This is a genomic window from Nesterenkonia alkaliphila, from assembly GCF_009758175.1.
GTDB classification, from domain to species: Bacteria; Actinomycetota; Actinomycetes; order Actinomycetales; family Micrococcaceae; genus Nesterenkonia; species Nesterenkonia alkaliphila.
The window spans coordinates 69,370-96,310 of sequence record NZ_WRPM01000068.1 but is presented as its reverse complement, the minus strand read 5'-3'; the positions used below and the strand labels follow the sequence as shown (position 1 = coordinate 96,310).

Here is a 26,941-nt window from a genome sequence, read left to right as displayed (position 1 = left end):
GCCCGCACAACCGCTCCCCGGTTGCACGGGACCCCAACGTCAGGGGTCCGCCTCGGCCGCGTTTCCGCGGCCTTCACGCTGGTCCCGGCGGCGGCACGGGTCGCGCGTCTCAGGCGGGCGGCAGCGCGCAGCTCAGGCGGGCAGCAGCCAGGAGCGCTCGGGCACCAGGTCCATCCGCACCCGGCTGCCCTCCGGGATGATCTCCGCTTCAGCCGGGTCCATCACCGTGGCCATCAGCCGCTGCTCGCCCCTGCTGAGCTCATACTCCACCCGGTCACCCATGAACACCGCGGCGCTGACCACTGCGGCGGCAGGCCCTTCAGCGGCTGCATCCGGGACCAGGCGCAGGGACTCGGGCCGCACCAGCAGCACCACCTCCCGGGCCTCCCGGGTCCGCGAATGGGCCGGCACACGGTAGCTGGCGCCCCACAGCTGAATCTCGGCACTGGATTCATCCACCTGCTGACGCTGCACCTCAAAGAAGTTCGCCCGACCCACGAACCCGGCCACAAAGCGGGAGGCGGGCCTGCGGTAGATCTCAGTGGGGGGACCCGCCTGCTCGATCCGGCCGGAGTTCATCACCACCACCCGGTCGCTCATCGCCATCGCCTCGGCCTGGTCATGGGTCACATACAGTGCAGTGGTGCCCAGCTGACGCTGCAGCCGCCGGATCTCCAGGCGCATCTGCTCACGCAGCGCGGCGTCCAGATTGGACAGCGGCTCGTCGAAGAGCATCACCTGGGGCCGGGTGACCATTGCCCGGGCAAGGGCCACCCGCTGCTGCTGGCCCCCGGAGAGCTGAGCCGGGGCACGATCGGCGTAGGGGGTAAGGTTCATAGTGGCCAGCGCCTGGTCCACCCGCTCTGTGAGCTCGCGGCTCTTGACCCCGGCTGCCTTGAGCCCATAGCCGACATTCTCCCGCACCGTCATATGCGGGAAGAGCGCATAGGACTGGAAGACCATTGAGACTGGGCGGCGGCTGGGGGCCAGCCGCAGCAGATTTTTCCCGTCCAGGGTCAGGCTGCCCGAGGTGGGCGTCTCGAAACCGGCCACAGTGCGCAGAACAGTGGTCTTTCCGCAGCCGGAGGGTCCCAGCAGGGTCACGAACTCCCCGGCTGCGATGCGCAGGCTGAGACCGTCCACGGCGCGCAGTTCGCTGGCCGGGTCATAGATCTTGACCAGCTGGCTCAGTTCGAGCTCTCCTGCGTTCTGCTCTGTCACTGGTGGACACTCCTCATCTTTTTGGTCAGCAGGTGGATGAGCAGCATGGCCAGCAGCACGATCACCATCAGCACCACGCAGTAGGCGAAGGCATTGCCGAACTGCCCACGCTCCACCATGTTCTGGATCTGCTGGGTCAGTAGTCTGGCTCTGGGGGTGGTCAGGAAGATCACCGCCGAGATCGAAGTCATCGCCGAGGCGAAGGCATACATCAGCGCGGCCATGAATGCCGGTCTGATCAGCGGCAGGGTGATCCGCCGGAACGTCCCGGCGGTGGAGACCCCCAGGGACTGGCTGGCCTCCTCAAGGCTGGGGTCGATCTGCTTCAGCGCCGCAATCCCCACCCGCTGCCCCGACGGAGTGGAGCTGGAGCAGAAGGCCATCACAATGGCCACCGCCCCACCGAATGCTGTGGAGCCGCCCACCAGGGCAGGCAGCACCGGCACCCCGAAGATCGTGGTGGGCGTGGAGTAGCTGAGCAGATAGCCGATGCCGATCACCGTGCCGGGGATCGCGATGCCCAGCATGCCCAAGAAGTCCAGCAGTCCCGCGCTGCGGCGCAGCTTGGTCACCACCAGCCAGGCGATGAGCATGCCCAGCAGCCCGGCCACAGGGGTGGCCACCAGCGCCATTCGGATAGTGTGCACCATCGCCTCGCTGCCGATGTTCCCGGTGAGCACGTACCGGAAGTTATCCAGGGTGAAGCTGTTGTTCACACCCAGAATCCGCACGAACGCCCCGAATACGATAGTCCCGTAGAGCAGCACCACAGTACTGGCGAACAGGTACACCCCGGCCAGCACCGGGACGACGACGCCGGGGGCCGTGGTCACCGGAGCACGGCCTGAGGGTTTGCCGGTCACCGAGATATGCGAGCCCCGCTGGGCCCAGTAGCGCTGAATGATGAACACCGAGACTGCCGGGATCATCAGCACCAGGGCGTAGGCCGCCCCGCCGGGCAGGTTGTACTGCCCGATGATGGCGTTATAGGCGCTGGAGGCCAGCACCGAGTAGTCTCCGCCGAGCACCAAGGGGTTGGAGAGGTCGCTGATCGCCTCCACGAACAGCAGCAGGAAGGCGCCACCGAACCCGGGCACCAGCATCGGCAGGGTCACAGTGCGGAAGACCCGCCACCGGGAGGCCCCCAGGGAGGCGGCCGCCTCCTCATGGGCCGGGTCCAGGGCCCGGATCATTCCCAGCAGGTTCAGATATGCCAGCGGCATATAGCTCAGCGCCAGCACAAAGGTCAGCCCGGTCAGCCCGTAGATGAAGTCAGAGCGGATCCCGAAGATGCCCTCGGTGATCATCCCGGAGCGGCCGAAGAGCGTGATGGTGGAGGCCGCCACCGCGAAGGGCGGGGAGATGATCGGCACCAGGGTCAGCAGATGCACGATCCGCTGCCCCGGGAACCGCATCCTGGCCTGGGCGTAGGCCATCATAAAGGCCACTGCAGTGCCGATCACTCCGGTGGTCAGTCCCAGCAGCACCGTATTGATGAACATTCCCCGCTGCACCCGGGAGGTGAAGAACCGCTCGAGTACAGCCATGCCGTCCTCGGAGAAGGCCTCACTGAGTACATTGAACACCGGCAGGCCGATGAGTAGGGTCAGCGCCGCCAGCACCAGCAGCAGCATGGCCAGGGTGACCCCGTCCATACGGGCCCCTGCCCTGCCCCGGCGCCGCCGCCCCCGGTGGGCGGGCGGCAGCGTCTGCGTGGGGTCTGACTCAGGTGCCGCCGGCCCCGCCGGGGCCACAGCGGTGACAGAGCCGAGGCTCATCGGCGGATCTACTCCGCGTCTTCGGCAGGCTCTTCGGCGATCTCGTCGTCGAACCGTTGGGTCAGCTCGATTCGGCTCTCACCGGCCCGCTCGAAGTCGTAGTCGACCAGGTTGATGTCATCCAGGTTCACCATCCGGTCATCGGAGATGGACTCCGGGTGGGTCAGGGACTGGAAGTTCCCCTCCTCCGGTCCGATGTCCTGGGCGGCCGGGCTCAGCGCCCAGTCGATGTAGGCCTGGGCGTTCTCCTCATTCTGGGTGCCCTCGATCATCGCCACCGCCCCGATCTCATAACCGGTCTCCTCCGGGAAGGAGATAGTGAGGTTGTCGAAGCCCTCCTCGATCTGGGACTGGCAGCCGTGGGCGAACATCAGAGCACTGGTGACCTCACCGCGCCCGGCCATCTGAGCCGGTGCGGAGCCGGAGCGAGTGTACTGCAGCACGTTCTGGTCCAGCTCACGCATATAGTCGATGGCGGCATCCTCGCCGCCCAGCCGCTCCACCTGGGTCCACAGCAGGGTATAGGAGGTGCCGGAGGTCGCGGGGTGCGCCATGGAGAGCTCACCGGCGAAGGCCGGATCCAGCAGGTCGTCCCAGGACTCGGGAGCGTCCACGCCGAGCTCGTCCAGGCGGTCCTGGTTGGAGCAGAATGCGATTGCGCCCAAGTAGATTCCGGTCCAGTAGCCCTCGGCGTCCTTGAGCTCATCGTCGATCTCCTCAGCCACCGGTGACTGATAGGGAGCCAGCAGGCCTTCTTCGATGGCGGCGATGAAGGTATCGGCCGGACCGCCGTGCCATACATCAAACTCCGGGACCTCCCCGCCGGCCTGCAGGCGGGCCAGCGCTTCGCCTGCGGAGAGCCGTACAAAGCTGGTCTGCACTCCGGTCTCAGCCTCAAAGGCATCGGCCCAGGCTGCGCAGAGCTCCTCATTGGGGGAGCAGACGAAAGTCAGCTCACCCTCCAGATCATCAGGCAGGTCAGCCTCGGCGGATCCGCCGTTGTCGCCGCAGGCGGCCAGGAAGAGAGCCGCCAGGGCGGCGGGGGCCAGAGACAGGTTGCGTGTGCGCACTTCAGATTTCCCCTCAGTCAGTGAATGGCTTACCCCGAAACGCTATGGAGCCCTAGGAAACCTGCTGCGGCGCAGTGGTGAATGACTGGTGAACGCCGGCTAAAGATCGACTGCCGGCGCACAGTGATGCTCATCGCAGAATGCCGGTGAGCCGAATCTCCTCGGCGAAGTGGCAGGCGGCCTGGCGGCCCTCAGCGGTCTGACGCAGCCGGGGCGTTTCGGTGGCGCAGATCTCCTGGGCGAACCGGCAGCGGCTGCGGAACGGACAGCCCGAGGGCTTCTGCGTGGGGTCCGGCAGCTCCCCGGAGATCTCGATGCGCGCCCGGGCGCGCTGCCGCACCGGGTCAGCGATCGGGACCGCAGAGAGCAGCGTCTCGGTATAGGGATGCATAGGCCGGGTGAACAGCTCAGCGGTGGGCGCAGTCTCAACCAGCCTGCCCAGGTACATCACCGCCACCCGGTCACTGAGATGCTCCACAGTGGACATGTCATGGGAGATGAACAGGTAGCTCAGTCCCCGCTCGGCCTGCAGCTGGGACATCAGGTCCAAGACCTGTGCGCGCACTGAGACGTCCAGGGCTGAGACCGCCTCATCAGCCACCAGCACCTGGGGGTCGGTGGCAATGGCCCGGGCGATGCCGATCCGCTGCCGCTGCCCTCCGGAGAAGGCATGCGGATAGCGCTCAAGGTGTTCGGCCTCCAGGCCCACCAGGTCCAGCAGCTCCACCAGCCACTCATCCGCGACCGGCCCGTCGCCGCGCACCGGCTCCAGCAGGATGTCCCGCACGGTCATCCGCGGGTTCAGCGAGGCGAAGGGGTCCTGGAAGACCATGCGCATCTGCTGGCGGTATTCGCCCAGGTGACGCTCCGGCACTGCGGCCACATCCCCGGTGGGGGCTTTGGTCAGCCGCTGGATGATGCTCCCGCCGGTGGGCTTCTCCACCCGCAGCAGGCATTTGGCCAGGGTGGACTTCCCGCAGCCGGATTCACCCACCAAGCCCAGGGTCTCTCCGGCGTAGATGTCCAGGTCCACCCCGTCCACCGCGTGCAGCTGACTGCGGCGCAGCCCCAGCGCCCCGCTCTTCAGCGTGAAGGAGCGGGTCAGGTCGCGTACCTCCACCAGCGGTTGCTCAGCCTGTGGCCCGGTGGGCGCAGCGGCGGTGACCAGCCCAGGGTCTGCGGGCTGGTCCTCGGTCTGTGAGCTCCTGCCTACCCGCAGTTTGGGGGTGGCTTCGAGCAGCATCTTGGTATAGGGATGCTGCGGTGCGGCGAAGAGGTCATGGACCGGCTTGCGCTCCACGATCTCGCCGCGGCGCATCACCGAGACCTCATCAGCCATCTCAGCGACCACGCCCAGATCATGGGTGATGAACAGGATCGCCATATCGCGTTCAGCCTGGATCTCACGCAGCAGATCCAGGATCTGAGCCTGGGTGGTGACGTCCAGGGCGGTGGTGGGCTCATCGGCGATCAGCAGCCGTGGCTGACCAGCCAGCGCGATAGCGATCATCGCCCTTTGCCGCATCCCCCCGGAGAGCTCAAACGGATAGGACTTGGCGCGCAGCTCAGCACGCGGGATGCGTACCGCCCGCAGGGCCTCCACTGCGGCATCCCAGGACTCCTGCTTATTCAGGCCCCGGTGCAGGCGCATGGCCTCAGCGATCTGGAACCCCACGGTGTGCATGGGCGAGAGGCTGCGAGCCGGCTCCTGGAAGATCATGCCGATCTCCCCGCCGCGGATATGCCGCATGCGCTTGCCCCGGGGCTTCAGTCCGGCCAGGTCCAGCACCTGTCCGTCGGACTGGTGGAAGAGCATCTGCCCGCCCGCCACTCGCCCCGGCGGGTCCAGCAGGGCCAGGGCTGCCCGGGCGGTCTGGGACTTCCCGGAGCCGGACTCACCCACCAGGCAGTGCACCTGATTCTCGAGGATGGTCAGATCAGCTCCAGCCACAGCGGTGACCAGCCGCTCCTCGGTCGGGAACTGCACTGTCAGGTTCTGAATCTGCAGCAGGGGAGTGGGGGCAGCTACCCCGTGCTGCGGCGTCGTCGTCATCAGTGCTGGTCCCTCCGGCGGGGATATCCCGCTCGCTCCCTGACCTGGCCCACCCGAATGCTCTGCATTCGAGCGGGACCCTGAGGTCAGGGGTCCGCCCCGGCCGGCTGCAGTGGCACCGACCTTCACACCTAAAGAGTCATTCATTTCACGGCACCTCCGTAGGGGTCGGCGGCATCGCGCAGCCCATCGCCGAGGAAGTTCAGCGCCAGGGTGGCGATCACCACCGCGGCTGAGGGTACGATCAGCAGCCAGGGCGCGGTGAGCACACTGCGGATGTTCTGCGCCTCCTGCAGCAGCACACCCCAGGAAACGATCGGCGGCTGCAGCCCCAGGCCCAGGAAGCTCAGGGAGGTCTCAGCCAGGATCATCGCCGGCACCGCCAGTGTGACCGAGGCGATGATATGGCTGGTCAGACTGGGCAGGATATGCCGGCGGATCACCCGGTACCGGCTGGCTCCGTCCAGCCTGGCGGCCACCACATAGTCCTCGCTGCGCAGCGTGAGCACCCTGCCGCGGACCTCCCTGGCCAAAGAGGTCCAGCCGATCAGCGAGAGCAGCACGGTGATCGCAAAGTAGATGGTCAGCGGGCCCCATTCCCGTGGGATCGCTGCGGCCAGGGCCATCCACAGCGGGATGGAGGGCAGCGACATGAACAACTCGGTGATCCGCTGGATGAAGGCGTCCACGGGACCGCGGAAGAACCCGGCCGCGGCACCCAGGGTGATGCCGATGACCAGACTCAGCACCACTCCGATCAGCCCGATGGACATTGATATCTGAGTGCCGTAGATGACCCGGGAGAAGATATCGCGCCCATTGGCGTCGGCACCCATCAGAAAGAACGGGGCGTCGGCATCCTCGGGGGCGAAGAGCTTGCGGTCAGTCTCAAACAGGCCCAGGAACCTGTAGTCGTGGCCGGATTCCACAAAGAAGCCGAGCTTGTGCAGCTCATCAGGGTCTTCGGTGTAGTACCGGTTCCAGGAGACCGGATCCAGCTCCTGGGTGTAGCCGTGCACATAGAGGCCCAACCCGCGGCCGTCCCCGGGGTCGGTCAGAGTAATCGACTGCGGCGGAACATAGGGATAATCCGGGTTGTAGTCCCCGGCAGGCCGTGGGGCGATGACATCGGCGAAGATCGCGATGAGATACACCCCGATCACGATCCACAGCGAGACCACCGCCAGCTTGTGCCGCTTGAACCGGCGCCAGATCAGGGAGCCGGAGGAGCGGGTGCCGGCGTCCTTCTTGGTGTTCTTCGACGACGACGCCGCCTGCTCACCCTGGCTGCCCTGGGGGCCGGGAGTCCCCCGGCCGGCGGGCTCCTCCGGGATGGGGCCTTCGAGCGTGGTCATGGGCGACTCCTCACTGTGCGGCTCCTGAGTGCTGACGGCGGACACGGGGATCAGCCCAGGCGAGCACCAAGTCCGAGATGACGGTGCCGACCACGGTCAGCACCCCCAGAATCAGCAGGAAGCTGCCGGCTAAGTACATATCCTGGTTGCGCAGGGCCCCCAGCAGCACTGGTCCAGTGGTGGGCAGGGAGAGCACCGAGGAGACGATGACCTCTCCGGAGATCACCGAAGGAATCGCGTAGCCGATGGTGGAGATGAAGGGGTTCATCGCCGCCCGGACCGGATAACGCATCAGCAGCACGTTCTCCTTCTGCCCACGGGCCCGGGCGGCCACCACATAGGGCTGGGTGAGCTCATCGGAGAGATTGGCCCGGGTGATTCTGATCAGTCCCGCAGTGCCGGCGGTGGCGATGATCAGGGCGGGGATGGCAAGGTTCTGCAGCAGGTCCAGCGCCCGCGCCACTGACCAGTCCGCCTCCACGTACTCGGGAGAGAATAGTCCGCCCACACTCATATCGAAATAGCGGAAAGCCACGTACATGAAGACCAGGGCCAGCACAAAGTTCGGCACTGATAGCCCGATGAACCCCACAAAGGTCCAGAAGTAGTCGCCGATGGAGTAGCGCTTCACCGCGGTGTAGATGCCGATGGCGAAAGCGATGATCCAGGTCAGGAACATGGCGCCGCCGGCCAGCAGCAGAGTGAAGGGCAGGTGCTCCATGATGACGTCCACCGCGGGCCGGTTCCAGCGGAAGGAGTAGCCGAAGTCCCCCTGGGTGATGATCCCGCTGATCCAGGCCCAGTACTGGGAGTACCAGGGCTGGTCCAGGTTGTAGCGCTCGCGGAGGACCTCGACCTGCTGGGCAGTCAGTCGGCGCCCGTCGGCCTCAGCATTGGCCATCAGCACCGAGACGAAGTCCCCGGGCGGGGCCTGGATGATGAAGAAGCAGACCAGGGAGATCAGCCAGATGGTCAGCAGTGACCAGCCGACCCGGCGGATCATGAACTGCAGCATGCCTCTCCTCTCTTCATCATCCAGGCCTCCTTGAGGTGTTCTTCAGGTGACTATTCGTCGCCCGGGAGTTCCTCACCCTCGTACTCGTCTACGTAGTCCTGGGCGGCGTCCTCATCATCGGCCACGGCGTCCTCAGGGTTCTCCCACCACCACACGGCCGGGTAGGAGGGGCCCGGGTTCTGGTGGGCGGAGGCTTCGTAGATCTCATGCGGGGCGTTGCGCAGGTCGTTGTGCACCACTCCGGCGCGGTTGGGGCTGGTGGAGAGACCGATAGTCCAGAAGGCCTCAGCGGAGACGTCCAGCAGCTCCTCCATCAGGCGAGCCTGCTCATCGGGATCTGCGGTGACCAGGATCTCGTCGTAGATCTCCCACTGGCGCCAGGCCGGGGAGTCCTCCGGGGGTGCTTCACCGGCGTCCTCGCCGTCCAGGTAGTAGGAGCCCCAGGACCACGCGTAGGCCCCTGAGTCGCCGAAGGGCATGTACCAGTGGGGGCGCAGAATGGCGTCCTGCAGGCCTGCGGAGCCGTCACGGACGTAGACGTCGAACTCTCCGGCGTCGCGGCGCTCATTGCGCAGGTCACGGTCCATGGCCTGGATGTCCATGGTGATGCCCACCTCGGCCCAGTGCGCCTGGACCAGCTCCAGCACCCGGGCATGCTCCACCGAGCGGTCGGTGGCCACATCAACAGTGAAGGTGAACGGATTCCCGTCAGGCCCCAGCCGGTTGCCGTCCTGATCCTTCTCCGGCAGCACCTGGTTGAGGTACTCATTGGCGGTGTCCAGATCGAACTCGAGGTACTGAGTGGCCAACTCCTCGTGGTAGTACGGGGACCCTTCACGCGGGGCTGCCTGGGAGGGTTCGCCCTGGCCGAAGTAGACCAGCTCGATGATCTCCTCACGGTTCATGGCATGGCTGAGCCCCGCCTTGAAGTTGAGATCGGTGAAGACCTCCCGCAGCTCCTCATCGGGGTGGATGTGGTTGAAGTTGAACAGCAGGGTGTTCATATCGGTGGAGGTCACATCGATCAGGGAGAAGTTGTACTCCTCCATGGACTCAGCCAGCAGCGGCCGGAAGTCGTGGTCGAAGTGCCGGTCCTGGTAGGAGATATTGCCGGCGGCGGCGCGGAAGGCGATCACCTCAGCGGAGTCGAAGACGTCAAAGACCAGACGGTCGATATAGGGCAGCTGATTGCCCTCCTCATCCACCTTCCAGTAGTAGGGGTTGCGCACCGCGGTGACGCGGGTGCCCTCATCGGCGGCGAGCTGCACGGCATCCTCGTTGTAGTCGATGTGGAACTGCTCCAGGTAGTGCCGCGGGAACCGGTGGAACTTTCCGTCCTCCTCGGCCCGGGCCAGCTGGTAGAGGAAGAGACCGTGCGGGACCTCGAACTGCAGGGTGACGGTGTAGTCGCCATCGGTGGTGATTTCCGGCCAATTGCCCTCAGGGTCCATGAGGTACTCAGTGGGGCCGGGGGTCAGCTCCTCGTTCATCAGCACGTCCTCGTAGCCGAAGACGATGTCATCGGCGGTGAAGGGCTCCCCGTCCGACCACCGGATGCCCTCCTCCAGGTGGAAGGTGTAGGCCGTGGCGTCCTCAGAGACCTCCCATTCGCGGGCCACTCCGGGGGTCAGCTCGGAGGACCAGTCGCCGTCCCAGCGGACCATCGGTTCGTAGGCGGCATAGCGGCGGATCAGAGAGTCGTCGTCATTGCCGTTCATGGCCATCTGCAGCTCGCCGCCGTACTGGCCCACCCCGTCCTTGCCGATGATGGTCACGGCCTCTTCAGGGACCCGCTCCGCCACGGGCGGAAGTTCCCCTGCCTCCACCAGCTCAGCCAGGTCTGGGGCCTCGCCGGAAGGGGCAGTGCGGGCTTCGCTGAGCGCCGGTGCCCCGGTGGCCATTCCGGTGTCCACCGAGCCGGCTGCTGCTGCCGCAGCACCGCCGCCGGTGTCTGTGCTCTCAGGGACGCTGTCGTCAGGATCGCCGCCTCCGCAGGCGGTCAGGACCAGGGCCGCGAGGGCGATCCCGGTGGTGGTTCGTGCCGCGTATCGCATGGCTGTGCCTCTCCAAGATGTCTGGGATGAACGGGCGCGGTGCCAGAGTCACGGATCTGGACCGTTCCATGCGACGACGCTAAGAACACCGGGTGACCTGCTGGTGAACCCTGAGGTGACATCGAGGGAAATCCTCGACTGAAAATACTGGATCGTTCCAGTACTGGTCCGGCGGGCGATGCCACCCCGGGGCAGCCCCTGCTGGCGCCTCGGCGCGTCTGCTGACTCGCGCGACTGAACGTGCAGAAGGGCCGTACGGGAAAGCCCCGGTGCCGGCCCTTCTGCTGATCAGATGCAGTTATCAGGGGGTTTCCGGATCATCGGCAGCTCATAGAGTGCCGACAATCCGACAGGTGCCTGATTTTCACCAGGGGACAGGCTCAGTCCTCGAGGCCCTCGGAGAGATTATCGAGCTGAGCGTCCAGCACCGCGTAGAAGTCATCCTCAGTGAGGGTGCCGCTGAAGTCACCGCCCTGAGTGGTGGTCATCATCACGGTGACGATGTTATTGCCGTGATCCATAGTGGCGAACCAGTAGTCGCTGCTGGCTTGGTCCTGGCAGCCCAGGCCGGTCTCGAACTCCAGATCCGCGCAGATCATATCCAGCTCGCGGCGCATCTGCGCCTCCAGCTCCGGGCGGATCTGCTGGTACTCGGCGCGGGCCTGCTGGTACTCCTGCAGCCACTGCTGGTACTCAGCCTGAGCCTGCGGATCGTCCACCGGCAGCTCCTCAGGAAGGTTCTCCGGCAGGGAGTCGGGCAGCGAGATCTCGTTGAGGTTGAACTCCAGCGCGTGGGTCTGGCGGAAACCGGTGAAGCCCTGGTAGTCCACGGCGGCAATCTCCTGGCTGACCCCGAATCCGTCCTGCACATAACGGATCTCATCGCCGGCGCATCCGTCCAGCAGGGTCTCCAGATGACGCTCCACCTGCTGGCCCTCCTCATAGCTGAGGATGCTCACCACCACACCTTCGGCTTCGAACTCATCGCCGGCAACCAGTACCGCGCCGGAGTATGGCTCCTGGGCGGCGTCGTCGTAGATATCGCTGTTAGTGGCCAGTTGGTCGATGGCGTCGAAGCAGGCCTCGTTGTAGTCGATCTCGAACTCGTCCAGGGTCTGGCGCACCTCGGCGGAGGTGGACTCCCACTCCTGCATGAAAGTGTCCAGGTCGTCGTCGATCTCTGACCAGGCCTGATCCCACTCGCCACCGATATCGGTACGGTCGAAGGACTCGCTCTCCACCAGTAGGAAGCTAAGTCCGATCCCGGAGAGGTCCTCGGAGGAGAGCAGCAGATGATTGGTCTGCTCGGCCTCCAGGGTCTCCTGGGTCTCGTCATCGCCGAGCAGGAACCACAGCAGCGCGGCCACACCGCCGCCGATCACCAGCACGGCCAGCACACCGATCACCCAGGGCAGTGCTGATTTCTTCTTCCCTCCGCCCTGGGGGTTCTGCTCCGGATAGTAGGGGGGCTGCTGCGGCGGGTAGCCTCCGGGCGGCTGGCCCCCGCCTGCTCCGGGATAACCCTGCTGCGGCGGCTGCTGGGAGTATTGCCCACCCTGCGGAGCCTGCTGCCATCCCGGCTGCTGCGGGTACTGCGGACCCTGCGCCTGGCCCTGCTGGGGATACTGACCCTGGGGCTGGCCCCCGTACGGCGGCTGAGCGGGATGCGGGCCAGGCTGCTGAGCGTAGCCAGGCTGCTGGGGATGCTGGCCGGGCTGCTGGTGCTGCGCCGGGTACGCTCCGGGGTGCTGGGGCGGCTGGCCCTCCGGCGGCCCTCCCTGTGGCTGGCCGGGGTCCTGCGGGGGCTGAGACATGTTCCGTTCCTCGTTTCACTGAAGTAAACACGCAGTCGTTCACCTGCGTCGGGCTCCATTATGCCGAAGGGAGCGGTTCAACCGGCCGCGGCCTGCGGAACCGCCACGCCCGCTCGCCCAACAGCTGCAGCGCAGCAGGCACCATCACACCGCGCACCACAAAGGCCTCCAGCGCCACCCCCACCGCAAAGGCGAAGCTCATCTGCCGCACGGGAGAAAGTTCAGCGGGGACGAATCCCACGAACACGGCGACCATGATCACCCCGCAGGCCAGCACCACCGGCCGGGAACGGCGCAGCCCCTCGTTGACCACCGCCCAGGCGGGGATCCCTTCACGGCGAGCATCCTGCATCCCGGAGGTGATGAAGAGCTGATAGTCAATGGCCAGGCCGAACAGCAGCCCGGAGAGCAGCACCGGCAGGAACGCCACCGTCACCCCCGGTTCGGCAATCCCCAGCACTGAGGCGCCATGGCCCCATTGCACCACTACGACGACGACGCCCACAGTGGCTGCCAGACTGAGCAGGTACCCAGCCACCGTGAGCAGCGGGATCCATAGGGAGCGGAAGATGGCGGTGACCACTACCAGACACACCAGGACTACTGCCCCCAAGTAGAGCGGCAGCACCCGCAGCAGCTGATCAGAGAGCTCTACATCGGCGATGACCCGCCCGGTGTAGCCCAGTGAGGCCAGTCCCCGGTCCGCAATAAGCTCATCCCGCTGGGCCATCAGATCCTCAGCAAGTTCGGCGGCCTCAGGCTCCTCCGGGCCTATCGAGGGCACCAGATGAATCAGCCGCCACCTGCCGTCCTCACTCTCACCCAGCGGCATCGCATGGGAGATCCGCCGGTCCTGGGCGTAGACCCGGGCCATGTCCATCACCTCAATGAATTGCTGGTTCTCATTGAGCTGCTCGTCCAGCTCCACCAGTGCCACGATCCGGCCGTTCTCCCCGGGGCCGAAATGCTCGCGCACCCCGTCGAAGTGCTGGTAGGCGGTGGAGTCGGTGGCCTCCTCCGCGCCGGTGGGCAGGGTCAGCCGCAGTCCCACAGCAGGCAGCGCAATGATCACCAGCAGCACAGTGGTGGCCACCAGGCACACCACCGGGTGGCGCACCACAAAGCTGATCCGCGGCGTCGCCTGCTGCACGTCAGCGGCCGGGCCGGCCGCCGGTGGGGGAACCGGGCGGGCAATCCTTCCGCCCAGCAGTCCCACCGCGGCAGGGGTGACAGTCAGCACCGCCAGGATCAGAGTGCCGATGGTCAGTGCGCTCACTGCGCCCATCGTGGCCATGAACGGCAGTCCGGTCAGCCCTAGGGCCAGCAGCGCCACCACATTGGTCAGTGCGGCGAAGAACACTGTGCGCCCGGCTGTGGCGGAGGTGGCGGCTACCGCCTGGGGGAGGCTCAGCCCGCCCTCGCGGCGCAGCCCCCGATACCGGTAGAGCCAGAGCAGCATATAGTCCACGCCCATGGCTAGGCCCAGCATCAGCGCAAGCATCAGATCGGTGGAGGTCATACTCAGCACCCGGGTCAGCCCGTAGGCCAGGGTCACCCCGACTCCCACCCCCAGTCCGGCCACTACCAGCGGCAGCCCTGCGGCGAGCACCGAGCGCAGCATCAGGGCCAGCACCAGGGCGGCGAAGAGCAGGCCGAGGACCTCGGTGAGACCCAGCAACGAGGTGAAGTCCTGCACCAGCTCCAAGCCGAACTCCGCGCTCACCCCCTCTGGGAGGTGCTCCTCCACGGTGCGGATGATCTCTGTGCGATCACCGGCTGAGAGATTCAGCGCCTGATCGGTCAGCTGCAGGCTGAGCATCCCTGCAGAACCGTCTGCGGTGACCGTATCGGCCTCCTGAAGCATCCGCACCAGGCGCTCACCCATCCGCAGGGTCTCCAGGGCCTCCACCGCGTCACGGACATCAGTGGTGGTGACCTGCTCGCCTTCGGTGTGCTCACCCAGGGTCCCGGACTGCACTGCCCGCAGCAGCTCTTCGCGGCTGAGCCCAGTCTGCCGCTGATAGTCGTTGAGCTGAGCCTCCACCTCCTGCCAGCCCTCGTTGAGGGTCCGGTAGCCGGTCACGATCTGCTGGCCCATGGCAAAGGGGTCAGCCGCAGTGCTGACCTGGTCCAATTCGGCGAGCCGGTCGCTGAGCTCCTCCAGGGCGGTGCGCTGGGTCTCGGAGAATGCGGAGCCGTCATCGGTGCTCAGCAGCACCCGGGAGTTCCCACCCCCAAGCTCGGGGATCTGCTCCTCCACCGCCTCGCCCACGGTCTGGAACTGAGCGCCAGGGGCGCTGTAGGAGCCGGAGGGTCCACGTCCCAGCAGCAGGGCGCCGCCGAGCGCCAGCACCGCGATGATCAGCCAACCGGCAAGTACCCGCCAGGGCCGCTGCGCGCACCAGCTCCCGGTCCCTTCAAGAATCCGTTCCACTATCGCAATGCTAGCCCCGGCGGTGTGCAGGTGTGTTGGACCTGGGGTGAAGCGATTTCCGGTACGTTTGTGGTGATGGACACCACTAGGGCGCGGGCGGCGGCTGTGCTCAGCGTGCTCGGCCTGTTCCTGTTGGTGATCGCCGCGGCTGTGCCGATTCCGCGCCACATCGGCCCGCTTCCGTTTTGGGACCCCAATGGGGATGAACCCCCGGAACAGCCCACGGTGCCGCCCTGCCCGGCGGATGCGGAGCAGGCCGAGGAGCTTCCCGCATGGTGTGAGCTGGAGCAGGAGCCCGGAGATGACCTTCTCGACCTCGAGGAGCAGCTGGGCGAGGGCGCCTCCTGGGACCTCAGCTGGTTGGAGCAGGTTTTCGCCGTCATCGCCCTACTGAGCATGCTGGTGCTGCTGGTCTTCGGCACCTACACGCTGGTCAAGTGGATCCGGGAACGCGGCAGTCGCAGCGCCGAGCCGGTCGAGATCCTGGAGGATCTCCAGCATGCGGCCGAGGCCACTGGACAGGCCAGGGAGCGGGCGCTGGCCGAGGGCTCCCCCCGAAACGCCGTGGTGGCCTGCTGGGTGGCGTTGGAGGACGCCGCCGAAGGAGCCGGCCTGCATCGCAGTGCGGCGGAGACATCTCAGGAGTTCACCCAGCGGGTGCTTGCCCACTGGGAGGTCGACGCCGCGACCATCACGGAGCTTGCCGAGCTCTACCGCACGGCCCGCTTCTCCCACCAGGAGCTCTCTGAGGACCACCGCCGGCGGGCGGCCGCCTGCCTGGCGCGGGTACATTCAGCCATCCAAGTCCGCCGCAGCCTGCAGCAGGAGGTGCCGTGAAGCGTGTGCTGAGCCTGGGGGCAGGTGCTCTGCTCTGCGGCGTCGTCCTCTTCTTCGCTCTCTGGTCTGCGGACCAGCTGCCCCACCCCTGGCAGTTGGGGCTTACCGTCTGCATCCTGCTGGTGCTGACCGGCTTCGCGGTGATCGGCACAGTGCTGAACTACGATGAGCTCACCTCGCAGGTGCAGTGGTTCAGCCCTGACCCCGTGGAGCCGGAGCCGGTGTTCGGGGCCACCGACCCCAGGCTGCGCCGGATCCGCAGAGTGCTGCAGGGCGCCGGTCAGGACGATTTCTACTCCCGCTCCGAGCTGCACCAGCTGCTCGGCAGGCTCGCGGCGGAGCGGGTAGCCGCCCGGGGGGTGGACCGGGAGGACCCCGAGGCCGTGCGCGAAGCCCTGGGGCCGGAGCTCTTCCACTACCTGGCAGCCGAGCCGCCCCGCCGCGCCTCTGCCCGAACCCTTGCTGATCTCATCACACGAATTGAGGAACTGTGACTGACACACCAGACCCGTTGACTGCCGGCCCCCGAGAGTCAGGGACGGTGCCTGCCGGTGGGATCAGCGCCGTGCATGAGCAGGCCCGCGCTGTGCTGGACCGGGTGGGATCTGCAGTGGTGGGCCATCGTGAGCCGTTGACGTTGACCCTGGCTGCGATCCTGGCCGGAGGGCACGTGCTGTTGGAGGATCTGCCGGGGCTGGGCAAGACCCTGGCAGCAAGGTCCTTTGCCCAAGCCTTGGGTCTGGACTTCGCCCGGGCGCAGTTCACCCCTGACCTGTTACCGGCCGATCTCACCGGTGCCTATGTCTATGACCAGTCCGCCGGGGTGTTTCAGTTCCGCAAGGGTCCTTTGTTCACAGGGCTGATGCTGGCCGATGAGATCAACCGCACCCCGCCCAAGACCCAGTCGGCCCTGCTGGAGGCCATGGCGGAGAAGCAGGTCACCGTTGAAGGGCAGACCTTCACCCTGGACCGGCCTTTCCATGTGTTGGCCACCTCCAACCCCGTGGAGTACGAGGGCACCTACCCGCTGCCGGAGGCTCAACTGGACCGGTTCCTGATCCGGCTCTCCTTCGGCTATCCGCAGACCGGCCAGGAGCAGGAGATCCTGCGCCGCCGCCTTGAGCGCCAGGCTGAGGAGCAGAGACTCGATGCGGTCACAGATGCCCACGGGCTGCTGAGAATGCAGCAGGCGGTGGAGACGGTGGAGGTGGCTGAGGAGATCACTGCCTACTGTGTGCGGCTGGCTGCTGCCACCCGGGCGGCCTCCGGGGTGCAGGTGGGCGCCCTCCCCAGGGGGTCTTTGGCTCTGGTGCTGATGGCTAGGGCCTATGCGGTGATCAACGGACGCGACTTCATCACGCCCGAGGACGTCAAAGCCGTGGCCCATCCGGTGCTGGATCACCGTATCGTGCTCAAACCCGAACTCTGGATGTCCGAGACCAGCCCAGCACGGATCATCGAACAGGTCCTCAACGAAGTGCCTGTCCCGGCTGCACGCGCCATTGCCGATCCAGCCTCCGGAGACACCTCAGAATGAGCCCGGCGGCCGAGTCCAGCACCTACGCCGGGGGACGGTGGCTGCTCACCCACGCCCACCTGCGGGCCGTGCTCATCGCAGCTCTGGGGATCCTGGTTGCGCTGGTGTTCTCCCGGCCCGATGTGCTCATCCTGGTGGCTCCTCTGGCGCTGGCAGCGGTCTGGTCCGCTGTTGCCAGACCTGCCGGGAGCCCCCGAGCGGTGAGCCGGCTGGCTCGGGACCGTGCCACCGAAGGTGAGCACAACGGCATCATTGTGCAGGCTCAGGGTCTGCAGGGCGCCGACTTCGCCGCGGCGAGCCAGGCCGCGGCCGCCTGGGTCCAGCGCCGCCCCCATCACGGCTCCCAGGTGCACTATGTCACCGAGGGCAGCCTCCGCTTTACTTTGGGGGTGGATCCGCTGCGCTGGGGCAACCGCAGCTACGGCACCACCCTGGTCGGCGCAGTCGGCCCCTGGGGCGCATACTCCTGGGGACCAGTGCCGCTGCCCGGCAGACAGCGGAAGGTGGCACCCACCGCCGAACACTTCGACACCCGCGCCCCTGCCCCGCATCCGCGTGGACTGGTGGGTCACCACCGCTCAGCCCGGCCCGGTCAGGGCAGCGAGTTCAGCGCCATCCGGCATTTTCAGTGGGGAGACAAGCTGAAGAACATCCACTGGCCGCGCTCCCTGCGCACCGGGGAACTGCACGTGACCTCTTCCTATGCCGACCAGGACACCCATGTGGCACTGATCCTGGATGCCCAGAATGATCTGGGCATATCCGAGGGACTGGGTGGGGCATCATCCACGCTGGACCGCTCGGTCCGGGCCGCCGCCGCCATCGCCGAACACTTCGCCCATCAGGGCGACCGGGTCAGCCTGCAGGTCATCTCCGGGGCAGTGCCGAAGCGGCTGAACCCCGGCACCGGATCCAGGCACTACCGCCGGCTGCTTCAGATGCTGGCTGATGCCGTGCCCGCCCCGGAGCGGGAGATCAGCCCGGAGAAGATCCGGTTGGGCCTGCGCGCCGGCACCCTGGTGGTGATCGTCTCGGCCCTGGTCTCCGAGGCGATGCTCAGCCGCGCTGCGGCCCTGGCGCGCAGCGGACTGACAGTGGTGGCCGTGGATGTGCTCAGCGGGGCTGAGCCGCAGCTGCAGCAGGCGGATGCCTATGAGCGGCTGGCGTGGCGGCTGCGGATGATCGAGCGCGAACATGAGATCCGCAGGGTAGGCCAGGCCGGAGTGGCCGTGGTGCCCTGGCGCGATCCCGGCACGCTGGACACTGTGCTGCGAATGCTCACCCGGCGCGGCGGGGCGGGGGTGCGCTGATGCGCGAGCTGATCCGCCACGGCTCTGCCGCACAGCTGCTGCTGCGCGCGGTGATCGCACTGGCCGGACTGGGCTTCACAGCACTGCTGACCGTGATCTCCGAGCGCGGTGTGGCTGACTTCTGGACGGCACTGGCCCCAGCAGCTCTGAGCCTCGCCGCCGCGCTCTGGCCGCAGAACCTGGCCCCGCTTGGGATGCTCGCCTATTCAGTGGTGGCTTGGGTGGCAGTCAACGACGACGTCCGCACCGCCTGGACACTGCCCGCGGCAGCACTGCTGCTGATACTGCACACCGGCGCCGCTGCGGCAGCCGTGCTGCCGGTGGCCGCCTCGGTGCCGGCTCAGCTGTGGATCCGCTGGACCGGCCGGGCGGCCGCAGTCATGGTGGTCACCATCCTGGCCTGGATGCTGATGCGGGCCGTGAGCGGCCTGCTCATCCCGGGTGCGGCGCTCATTCTGCTGGCCGCCACACTGCTGGCCGGGGCCGCTGCCCTGGCCCACGATCGCTGGGCCCGCGCCCAGGCGGGTTAGGAGGAAGGTGCTGTGCGGCGCGCCACTGGGCTGAATCGGGCGCCGTCCTTGCAATTTCCTGCTACTGTGTACGGCATCACCCCAGTCTGGGGCTCTGTCGCTGTGCACTTGCGCGCGCCCGGATTCTCTGTGTATCCTAAAACTTCGCGTTTCCCCTCTTTTCTTCGTGCCTTCATATAGCGGTGGCGCACGTATGTGACGTGGAAGCGATCCGGTACGCATTACGAATACAGGTCTGTGGAAGGATCCCTCTTGGTCGCCTCGAGCACCTCACCAAATACCGCTGCATCGGCCCGCACCCCCGAATACGCCGGCCGCCTCTCATTCGCAAAAATCCACGAACCCCTCGATGTCCCGGAGCTGCTGGCTCTGCAGATTGAGTCATTTGACCGTCTGGTGGGCAATGAGGCCTGGGCCGCCCGTGTGGCCGAGGCCAAGGAGAAGGGCATCAAGGGCGTCTCCGACACCTCTGGGCTGGCTGACATCTTCGAGGAGATGTCCCCCATCGAGGACTTCCAGGAGACCATGAGCCTGAGCTTCTCCGACCCGGAGTTCGCGGATCCCAAGTACACCGTGGATGAGTGCAAAGACCACGACATCACCTACTCGGCCCCGCTGTACGTCAAGGCCGAGTTCATGAACCACAACACCGGTGAGATCAAGCAGCAGACCGTCTTCATGGGTGACTTCCCCCTGATGACCTCCCGCGGCACCTTCATCATCAACGGCACCGAGCGTGTGGTGGTCTCCCAGCTGGTCCGCTCCCCGGGCGCCTACTTCGAGTCCTCCCAGGACAAGACCACTGACAAAGAGATCTTCACCGCCAAGGTGATCCCCTCCCGCGGTGCCTGGTTTGAGCTGGAGATCGATAAGCGCGATCAGGTCGGCGTGCGTCTGGACCGTAAGCGCAAGCAGCCGGTCACCGCTCTGCTGAAGGCTATCGGCTGGTCCGAGTCCCGCATCCTGGAGGAGTTCGGCGGCTACGACTCCATCCGCGCCACCATCGAGAAGGACACCTTCGAGACTCAGGAAGAGGCGCTGCTGGACATCTACCGCAAGCTGCGCCCGGGCGAGCCGCCCACAGTGGAGGCCGGCCGCTCCCTGCTGGACTCCCTGTACTTCAGCTCCAAGCGCTACGACCTCGCCAAGGTGGGCCGGTACAAGCTCAACCGCAAGTTGGGCGTGGACAAGGAGTACACCGATTCGGTGCTCACCGAAGAGGACATCACCGCGATGATCCACTACCTGTGCTCCCTGCACGCCGGGCAGAAGACCATCAAGGGCTTCCGCGACGGCAAAGAGGTGGAGCTGCCGGTCACAGTGGACGATATCGACCACTTCGGCAACCGCCGCATCCGTGCGGTGGGCGAGCTCATCGAGAACCAGGTGCGCACCGGGCTGTCCCGCATGGAGCGCGTGGTCCGCGAGCGGATGACCACTCAGGACGTGGAGGCCATCACCCCACAGACCCTGATCAACATCCGGCCCGTGGTGGCCAGCATCAAGGAGTTCTTCGGAACCTCCCAGCTGTCCCAGTTCATGGACCAGAACAACCCGCTGGCCGGACTGACCCATAAGCGGCGCCTCTCCGCGCTGGGCCCGGGTGGGCTCTCCCGCGACCGTGCCGGCATGGAAGTCCGTGACGTGCACCCCTCGCACTACGGCCGCATGTGCCCCATCGAGACCCCGGAAGGCCCCAACATCGGGCTGATCGGCTCCTTGGCCACCTACGGGCGGATCAACAACTTCGGCTTCATCGAGACCCCCTACCGCAAGGTGGTGGACGGCAAGGTCACCGAGCAGATCGAGTACCTCACCGCCGATGACGAGCTGGTGGCCAATATTGCTCAGGCCAACGCACCGCTGAACGCGGACGGCACCTTCACTGAGGACGTGGTGCTCTGCCGCGGCGACGCCTCCTCCGGCGAGCAGGGCGAGCCTGTGCTGGTGGCCCCGGAGAACATTCACTACATGGATGTCTCCCCGCGCCAGATGGTCTCAGTGGCCACCGCCCTGATCCCGTTCCTGGAGCATGACGACGCCAACCGTGCACTGATGGGCGCCAACATGCAGCGCCAGGCTGTGCCGCTGCTGGAGTCCGAGTCCCCGCTGGTGGGCACCGGCATGGAGAAGTACGCCGCGATTGACGCTGGCGACTCCGTGGTGGCCACCAAGGCCGGTGTGGTCACCAAGGTGGCCGCGGACCTGGTCATCGTCCAAAACGACGACGGCTCCTACACCAACTACCCGATTATGAAGTTCCAGCGCTCCAACCAGGGCAACGCCTACAACCAGGTGGTCCGGGTCAGCGAGGGAGACCGGGTGGAGCGCCAGTCCATCATCGCCGACGGCCCCTCCACCGAGCTCGGTGAGCTGGCCCTGGGCAAGAACCTGCTGGTGGCATTCATGTCCTGGGAGGGTCACAACTTCGAGGACGCCATCATCCTGTCCCAGCGCCTGGTGCAGGACGATGTGCTCACCTCCATCCACATCGAGGAGCACGAGGTCGACGCCCGTGACACCAAGCTCGGTGCCGAGGAGATCACCCGGGACATCCCGAACGTCTCCGAGGAGATGCTCGCCCAGCTCGACGAGCGCGGCATCATCCACGTTGGTGCTGAGGTTGACGCAGGAGACATCCTGGTCGGCCGCGTGACCCCTAAGGGTGAGACCGAGCTGACCCCGGAGGAGCGCCTGCTGCGGGCCATCTTCGGTGAGAAGTCCCGCGAGGTCCGCGACACCTCCCTGAAGGTGCCGCACGGAGAGTCCGGCACCGTCATCGGTGTGCGCATCCTCGACGCCGAGGACGATGACCACGAGCTGCCCCCGGGTGTGAACCAGGTGGTCCGGGTCTACGTGGCCCAGAAGCGCAAGATCACCGACGGTGACAAGCTCGCCGGGCGCCACGGCAACAAGGGCGTCATCTCCCGGATCCTGCCGGTGGAGGACATGCCCTTCCTGCCCGACGGCACCCCCGTCGACGTGGTGCTCAACCCCATGGGTGTGCCCGGCCGTATGAACATCGGCCAGGTCATGGAGCTGCACCTGGGCTGGGCCGCCGCCAACGGTTGGAAGATCGAGGGCGACCCCGAATGGCTCAAGGCTCTGCCGAACCTGCCCAAGGAGACCGGCCCCACCAAGGTGGCCACACCGGTGTTCGACGGCGCCGAGCCGGAGGAGCTCACCGGCATCCTGGAGGCCACCAACCCCTCCCGCGACGGTGAGCAGCTGGTGGGCCCTGACGGAAAGGCCCAGCTGTTCGACGGCCGCTCCGGTGAGCCGTTCCCGGACTCGGTCTCTGTGGGCTACATGTACATTCTGAAGCTGCACCACCTGGTGGATGACAAGATCCACGCTCGTTCCACCGGACCCTACTCCATGATCACCCAGCAGCCGCTGGGTGGTAAGGCGCAGTTCGGTGGCCAGCGCTTCGGTGAGATGGAGGTCTGGGCCCTGGAGGCCTATGGCTCCGCCTACACCCTGCAGGAGCTGCTGACCATCAAGTCTGATGACATCCACGGCCGCGTGAAGGTCTACGAGGCCATCGTCAAGGGCGAGGACATCCCGGAGCCCGGCGTTCCGGAGTCCTTCAAGGTGCTCATCAAGGAGATGCAGTCGCTGTGCCTGAACGTCGAGGTGCTCAACGAGCACGGCGACGCCTTCCAGATGCGCGACGCCGATTCCGAGGACTCCGGCTTCAGCGCCGCTGAGGAGCTCGGCATCGATCTCTCCCGGGCTGAGCCCAGCTCGGTCGAAGAAGTCTGAGACCCAGACTTCTTCCGACTCACATACGCTTGACGAATTTTTAGAGAAGAAAAGAGAGATACCGGACTATGTCCACTGAATCCTCATTCGACACCATGCGCATCGGGCTGGCCACCACTGACGACATCCTGGCCTGGTCCAAGGGCGAGGTGAAGAAGCCCGAGACCATCAACTACCGGACCCTGAAGCCGGAGAAGGACGGCCTGTTCTGCGAGAAGATCTTCGGACCTTCCCGGGACTGGGAGTGCTACTGCGGCAAGTACAAGCGCGTGCGCTTCAAGGGCATCACCTGTGAACGCTGCGGCGTGGAGGTCACCCGCTCCAAGGTCCGCCGCGAGCGGATGGGCCACATCGAGCTGGCTGCCCCGGTCACCCACATCTGGTACTTCAAGGGCGTGCCCTCCCGCCTGGGCTACCTGCTGGACCTGGCGCCGAAGGACCTGGAGAAGGTCATCTACTTCGCCGCCTACATGATCACCTCAGTAGACGCCGACCGCCGCCACGAGGACCTGCCCAACCTGCAGGCTGAGGTGGACCAGGAGATCAGCCACCTGACCTCCCAGCGCGATGCCGATATTGCCGCCATCGCCAAGGAGCTCGAGGACGGCTTGGCTGAGCTGGAGTCCGAGGGTGCCAAGGCTGCGGAGAAGAAGAAGTTCCGCGAGACCAAGGAAAAGCAGATGGGCCAGGTGCGCAAGCGCGCCGACGCCGAGATCGAGCAGATCCAGAACGTCTGGGACCGGTTCAAGAACATCACTGTGGGCCACCTGGAAGGCGATGAGACGCTCTTCCGGGAGATGCGCGCCAAGTACGGCCAGTACTTCGAAGGCTTCATGGGTGCCGAGGCCATCCAGAAGCGTCTGCAGAGCTTCGACATGGCCGCTGAGGCTGAGAAGCTGCGCGAGACTATCGCCACCGGAAAGGGCCAGCGCAAGACCCGCGCCCTGAAGCGGCTCAAGGTGCTCAACGCCTTCCTGGTCAACGGCAACTCGCCCACCGGTATGGTGCTGGAGGCTGTCCCGGTGATTCCGCCGGAGATCCGCCCCATGGTCCAGCTGGACGGCGGCCGCTTCGCGACCTCCGACCTCAACGACCTCTACCGCCGGGTGATCAACCGCAACAACCGTCTGAAGCGGCTGCTGGACCTCGGTGCCCCTGAGATCATCATCAACAACGAGAAGCGCATGCTGCAGGAGTCCGTGGACTCCCTGTTCGACAACGGCCGCCGTGGCCGCCCGGTCACCGGACCCGGCAACCGCCCGCTGAAGTCGCTCTCCGACATGCTCAAGGGCAAGCAGGGCCGGTTCCGCCAGAACCTGCTCGGCAAGCGTGTGGACTACTCCGGCCGTTCGGTCATTGTGGTGGGTCCGCAGCTGAAGCTGCACGAGTGCGGTCTGCCTAAGCAGATGGCCCTGGAGCTGTTCAAGCCTTTCGTGATGAAGCGGCTGGTGGACCTCAACCACGCTCAGAACATCAAGTCCGCCAAGCGGATGGTGGAGCGCCAGCGCTCCGCAGTGTGGGATGTGCTCGAGGAGGTCATCACCGAGCACCCGGTGCTGCTCAACCGTGCACCCACCCTGCACCGTCTGGGCATCCAGGCCTTCGAGCCGCAGCTGGTGGAGGGCAAGGCCCTGCAGCTGCACCCGCTGGTCTGTGCCGCCTTCAACGCCGACTTCGACGGTGACCAGATGGCTGTGCACCTGCCGCTGGGCCCAGAGGCTCAGGCGGAGGCGCGCATCCTGATGCTCTCCTCCAACAACATCCTTAAGCCCTCCGACGGCCGCCCGGTGGCCCTGCCCGCACAGGACATGATCATCGGTCTGCACCACCTGACCACCGTGCGTGAGGATGAGACCGGCGCCGGCCGCATCTTCTCCTCCGTCGGCGAGGCCCAGATGGCCTTCGACCTGAAGGAGCTGCACCTCAACGCCCCGGTGAAGATCCAGGTGGAGGGCTTCATCCCCTCCAAGGAGGTCCCCGCTCCTGAGGGTTGGGAGGAAGGTCAGCCTGCGCTGATCGAGACCACCCTGGGCAAGGTGCTGTTCAACGAGCTGCTGCCTGAGGGTTACCCCTGGCAGGACCGTGTCGCGGATAAGAAGGCCCTGGGCTCGCTGATCAACGACATCTCCGAGCGGTACTCCACCGTGCAGGTTGCCCAGACTCTGGACAACCTCAAGGATGCCGGCTTCTACTGGTCCACCCGTTCCGGGGTGACCGTGGCGATCTCTGATATCACCTCCAACTTCGACAAAGCCGCCATCATGGAGAAGTACGAGGCTCAGGTCGCCAAGGTGGAGGAGGAGTACAGCCTCGGCTTCATCGGCAAGGAGAACCGCACCCAGGAGCTGCAGGAGATCTGGGGCAAGGCCACCTCTGAGATCGAGAAGGCCATGATGGAGGGAATGGACTCCCTCAACAACATCAACCGGACCGTGACCTCAGGGGCACGCGGCAACTGGAACCAGATCCGTCAGATTGCCGGTATCCGTGGTTTGGTGACCAACCCCAAGGGTGACATCATCCCGCGGCCCATCAAGTCCTCCTACCGCGAGGGCCTGACTGTGCTGGAGTACTTCATCGCCACTCACGGCGCCCGTAAGGGTCTGGCCGACACCGCGTTGAAGACCGCCAACTCCGGATACCTCACCCGCCGTCTGGTGGATGTCTCCCAGGACGTGATCGTCCGCGATGAGGACTGCGGCACCACCCGTGGCCTCACCGTGCCGATCGCGCAGCCCAAGTACTACGCCCACGATGATGATCTGCGCCCTGACGGAGTGCTGATCAAGTCCGGCCGCAAGTACGTCTCCGACGAGCTGGAGGGTGTGGAGGTGGAGCTGCACAAGATGGTGGAGTCCTCCGCCTACTCCCGCACCCTTGCTGAGCCTGTTGCCGACGCCAACGGTGAGGTGCTGGCCGAGGCCGGCACCGAGGTGGGCGATGTGATCATCGACAAGCTCTTCGAGGCCGGGGTGACCACCATCAAGGTCCGCTCCGTGCTGACCTGTGAGTCTCCAGTGGGCACCTGTGCCGCCTGCTACGGGCGCTCCATGGCAGCCGGCCACCGGGTCGATGTCGGTGAGGCTGTGGGCATCATCGCCGCCCAGTCCATCGGTGAGCCCGGTACTCAGCTGACCATGCGTACCTTCCACTCCGGCGGTGTGGCCTCAGCTGATGACATCACCCAGGGTCTGCCGCGTATCCAGGAGCTCTTCGAGGCCCGTACACCTAAGGGTGTGGCCCCCATCGCCGAGTCCACCGGACGGGTCCGCTACGAGGAGGATGACAAGCAGGCACGCCTGGTGCTGGTCCCGGACGACGGCTCCGAGGAGCAGGTCTACCCGATCCTGCGCCGCGCCCGTCTACTGATCGACCTCGGCGAGGACAACTCCGGCACCGCCCACGTGGAGGTCGGCACTCAGCTGGTCCGCGGTCACGTGAACCCCAAGGACGTGCTGCGCGTGCTCGGTCCCCGGGCCGCTCAGAAGTTCCTGGTGGCTGAGGTGCAGGAGGTGTACCAGTCCCAGGGCGTGGGCATCCACGATAAGCACGTGGAGGTCATCGTCCGGCAGATGCTGCGCCGGATCACCGTCATCGAATCCGGCGAAACTGACCTGCTGCCCGGTGAGTTGGCAGACCGGTTCCGGTTCCAGCAGGCCAATAAGAAGGCCTTCGAGGAATCCAAGCGCCCGGCTTCCGGACGTGATGAGCTGATGGGCATCACCAAGGCCTCGCTGGCCACCGACTCCTGGCTCTCCGCAGCCTCCTTCCAGGAGACCACCCGGGTGCTCACCCAGGCGGCTATGGAAGGCAAGTCGGATCCGCTACTGGGTCTGAAGGAGAACGTGATCATCGGTAAGCTCATCCCGGCCGGCACCGGCCTGGACCGCTACACCCAGACTGTGGTGGAGCCTACTGAGGACGCCAAGGCCAACCTGTTCACCGGACCGAGCCTCTACGGCTCCAGCTTCGACTACGCCGGAGCTGACGGGGACAGCGAGTTCCACGCGATCCCGCTGGAGGACTACAACACCGACGTCGACTTCCGCTGAGCTGGTCTCGGACGGAAGAACGGCGCAGTCACTAGATAACGACGCCGCCGGGTTGGCTTGCCGGCCCCCAACACCGCTGAAGGCCTGGTTCCCCACCGTGGGAGCCGGGCCTTCCG

Annotated in this window: 16 protein-coding genes; 7 read left to right on the top strand and 9 right to left on the bottom strand. The window is 66.0% G+C overall.

Annotated elements, in window-relative coordinates; all coding sequences use genetic code 11:
* Positions 1-132: 132 nt before the first annotated feature.
* The 9 genes from GNZ21_RS09510 to GNZ21_RS09470 form a co-directional block, all read right to left on the bottom strand.
* Positions 133-1,221, bottom strand: coding sequence for an ABC transporter ATP-binding protein (locus tag GNZ21_RS09510; protein ID WP_188503413.1), 1,089 nt, complete (start codon positions 1,219-1,221; stop codon positions 133-135).
* Positions 1,218-2,999, bottom strand: coding sequence for an ABC transporter permease (locus GNZ21_RS09505; RefSeq protein ID WP_157323627.1), 1,782 nt, complete (start codon positions 2,997-2,999; stop codon positions 1,218-1,220). The genes GNZ21_RS09510 and GNZ21_RS09505 overlap by 4 nt, the downstream gene beginning before the upstream one ends.
* A gap of 8 nt (positions 3,000-3,007) precedes the next feature.
* Positions 3,008-4,069: an ABC transporter substrate-binding protein gene (locus GNZ21_RS09500; protein WP_188503414.1), complete on the bottom strand. Its 1,062-nt coding sequence runs from the start codon at positions 4,067-4,069 to the stop codon at positions 3,008-3,010.
* A 130-nt stretch (positions 4,070-4,199) separates the two neighbouring features.
* Complete coding sequence (locus GNZ21_RS09495; RefSeq protein ID WP_157323625.1) at positions 4,200-6,122, bottom strand: dipeptide ABC transporter ATP-binding protein; 1,923 nt, start codon at positions 6,120-6,122, stop codon at positions 4,200-4,202.
* A gap of 143 nt (positions 6,123-6,265) precedes the next feature.
* Positions 6,266-7,477, bottom strand: coding sequence for an ABC transporter permease (locus tag GNZ21_RS09490; RefSeq protein ID WP_157323623.1), 1,212 nt, complete (start codon positions 7,475-7,477; stop codon positions 6,266-6,268).
* Between the two features lie 10 nt (positions 7,478-7,487).
* On the bottom strand, positions 7,488-8,492 hold the full coding sequence (locus tag GNZ21_RS09485) for an ABC transporter permease (RefSeq protein ID WP_157323621.1): 1,005 nt from the start codon (positions 8,490-8,492) through the stop codon (positions 7,488-7,490).
* Positions 8,493-8,542: 50 nt separating this feature from the next.
* The gene (locus GNZ21_RS09480) at positions 8,543-10,546 is read right to left on the bottom strand and encodes an ABC transporter substrate-binding protein (RefSeq protein WP_157323619.1); all 2,004 of its coding nucleotides are present in this window, start codon (positions 10,544-10,546) and stop codon (positions 8,543-8,545) included.
* Positions 10,547-10,926: 380 nt separating this feature from the next.
* Positions 10,927-12,360, bottom strand: coding sequence for a flagellar basal body-associated FliL family protein (locus GNZ21_RS09475; RefSeq protein WP_157323617.1), 1,434 nt, complete (start codon positions 12,358-12,360; stop codon positions 10,927-10,929).
* A 58-nt stretch (positions 12,361-12,418) separates the two neighbouring features.
* Positions 12,419-14,794 carry an MMPL family transporter gene (locus tag GNZ21_RS09470; protein WP_157323615.1) on the bottom strand — a complete coding sequence of 792 codons (2,376 nt, stop codon included), beginning with the start codon at positions 14,792-14,794 and terminating at the stop codon, positions 12,419-12,421.
* 75 nt (positions 14,795-14,869) lie between these two features.
* Between GNZ21_RS09470 and GNZ21_RS09465 the strand changes: the two genes are divergently transcribed.
* The 7 genes from GNZ21_RS09465 to rpoC all read left to right on the top strand — a co-directional run bounded on the left by GNZ21_RS09465 (position 14,870) and on the right by rpoC (position 26,825).
* Complete coding sequence (locus GNZ21_RS09465) at positions 14,870-15,631, top strand: DUF4129 domain-containing protein (RefSeq protein WP_157323613.1); 762 nt, start codon at positions 14,870-14,872, stop codon at positions 15,629-15,631.
* Positions 15,628-16,125 (top strand): hypothetical protein, encoded by a 498-nt coding sequence (locus tag GNZ21_RS09460; RefSeq protein WP_157323611.1) that lies wholly within the window; start codon positions 15,628-15,630, stop codon positions 16,123-16,125. Before GNZ21_RS09465 ends, GNZ21_RS09460 begins: the two co-directional genes overlap by 4 nt.
* A gap of 47 nt (positions 16,126-16,172) precedes the next feature.
* A complete protein-coding gene (locus GNZ21_RS09455) occupies positions 16,173-17,168 on the top strand; it encodes an AAA family ATPase (protein WP_188503436.1) in 996 nt (331 codons plus the stop codon).
* Positions 17,165-18,478 (top strand): DUF58 domain-containing protein, encoded by a 1,314-nt coding sequence (locus tag GNZ21_RS09450; protein ID WP_157323609.1) that lies wholly within the window; start codon positions 17,165-17,167, stop codon positions 18,476-18,478. The genes GNZ21_RS09455 and GNZ21_RS09450 overlap by 4 nt, the downstream gene beginning before the upstream one ends.
* Entirely contained in the window at positions 18,478-19,008 is a 531-nt protein-coding gene (locus GNZ21_RS09445) for a hypothetical protein (protein WP_157323607.1), read from the top strand. The genes GNZ21_RS09450 and GNZ21_RS09445 overlap by 1 nt, the downstream gene beginning before the upstream one ends.
* 252 nt (positions 19,009-19,260) lie before the next feature.
* Positions 19,261-22,773 carry a DNA-directed RNA polymerase subunit beta gene (gene rpoB, locus GNZ21_RS09440; RefSeq protein WP_157323604.1) on the top strand — a complete coding sequence of 1,171 codons (3,513 nt, stop codon included), beginning with the start codon at positions 19,261-19,263 and terminating at the stop codon, positions 22,771-22,773.
* A 68-nt stretch (positions 22,774-22,841) separates the two neighbouring features.
* Positions 22,842-26,825 (top strand): DNA-directed RNA polymerase subunit beta', encoded by a 3,984-nt coding sequence (gene rpoC / locus GNZ21_RS09435; RefSeq protein WP_157323602.1) that lies wholly within the window; start codon positions 22,842-22,844, stop codon positions 26,823-26,825.
* Positions 26,826-26,941: the final 116 nt, after the last annotated feature.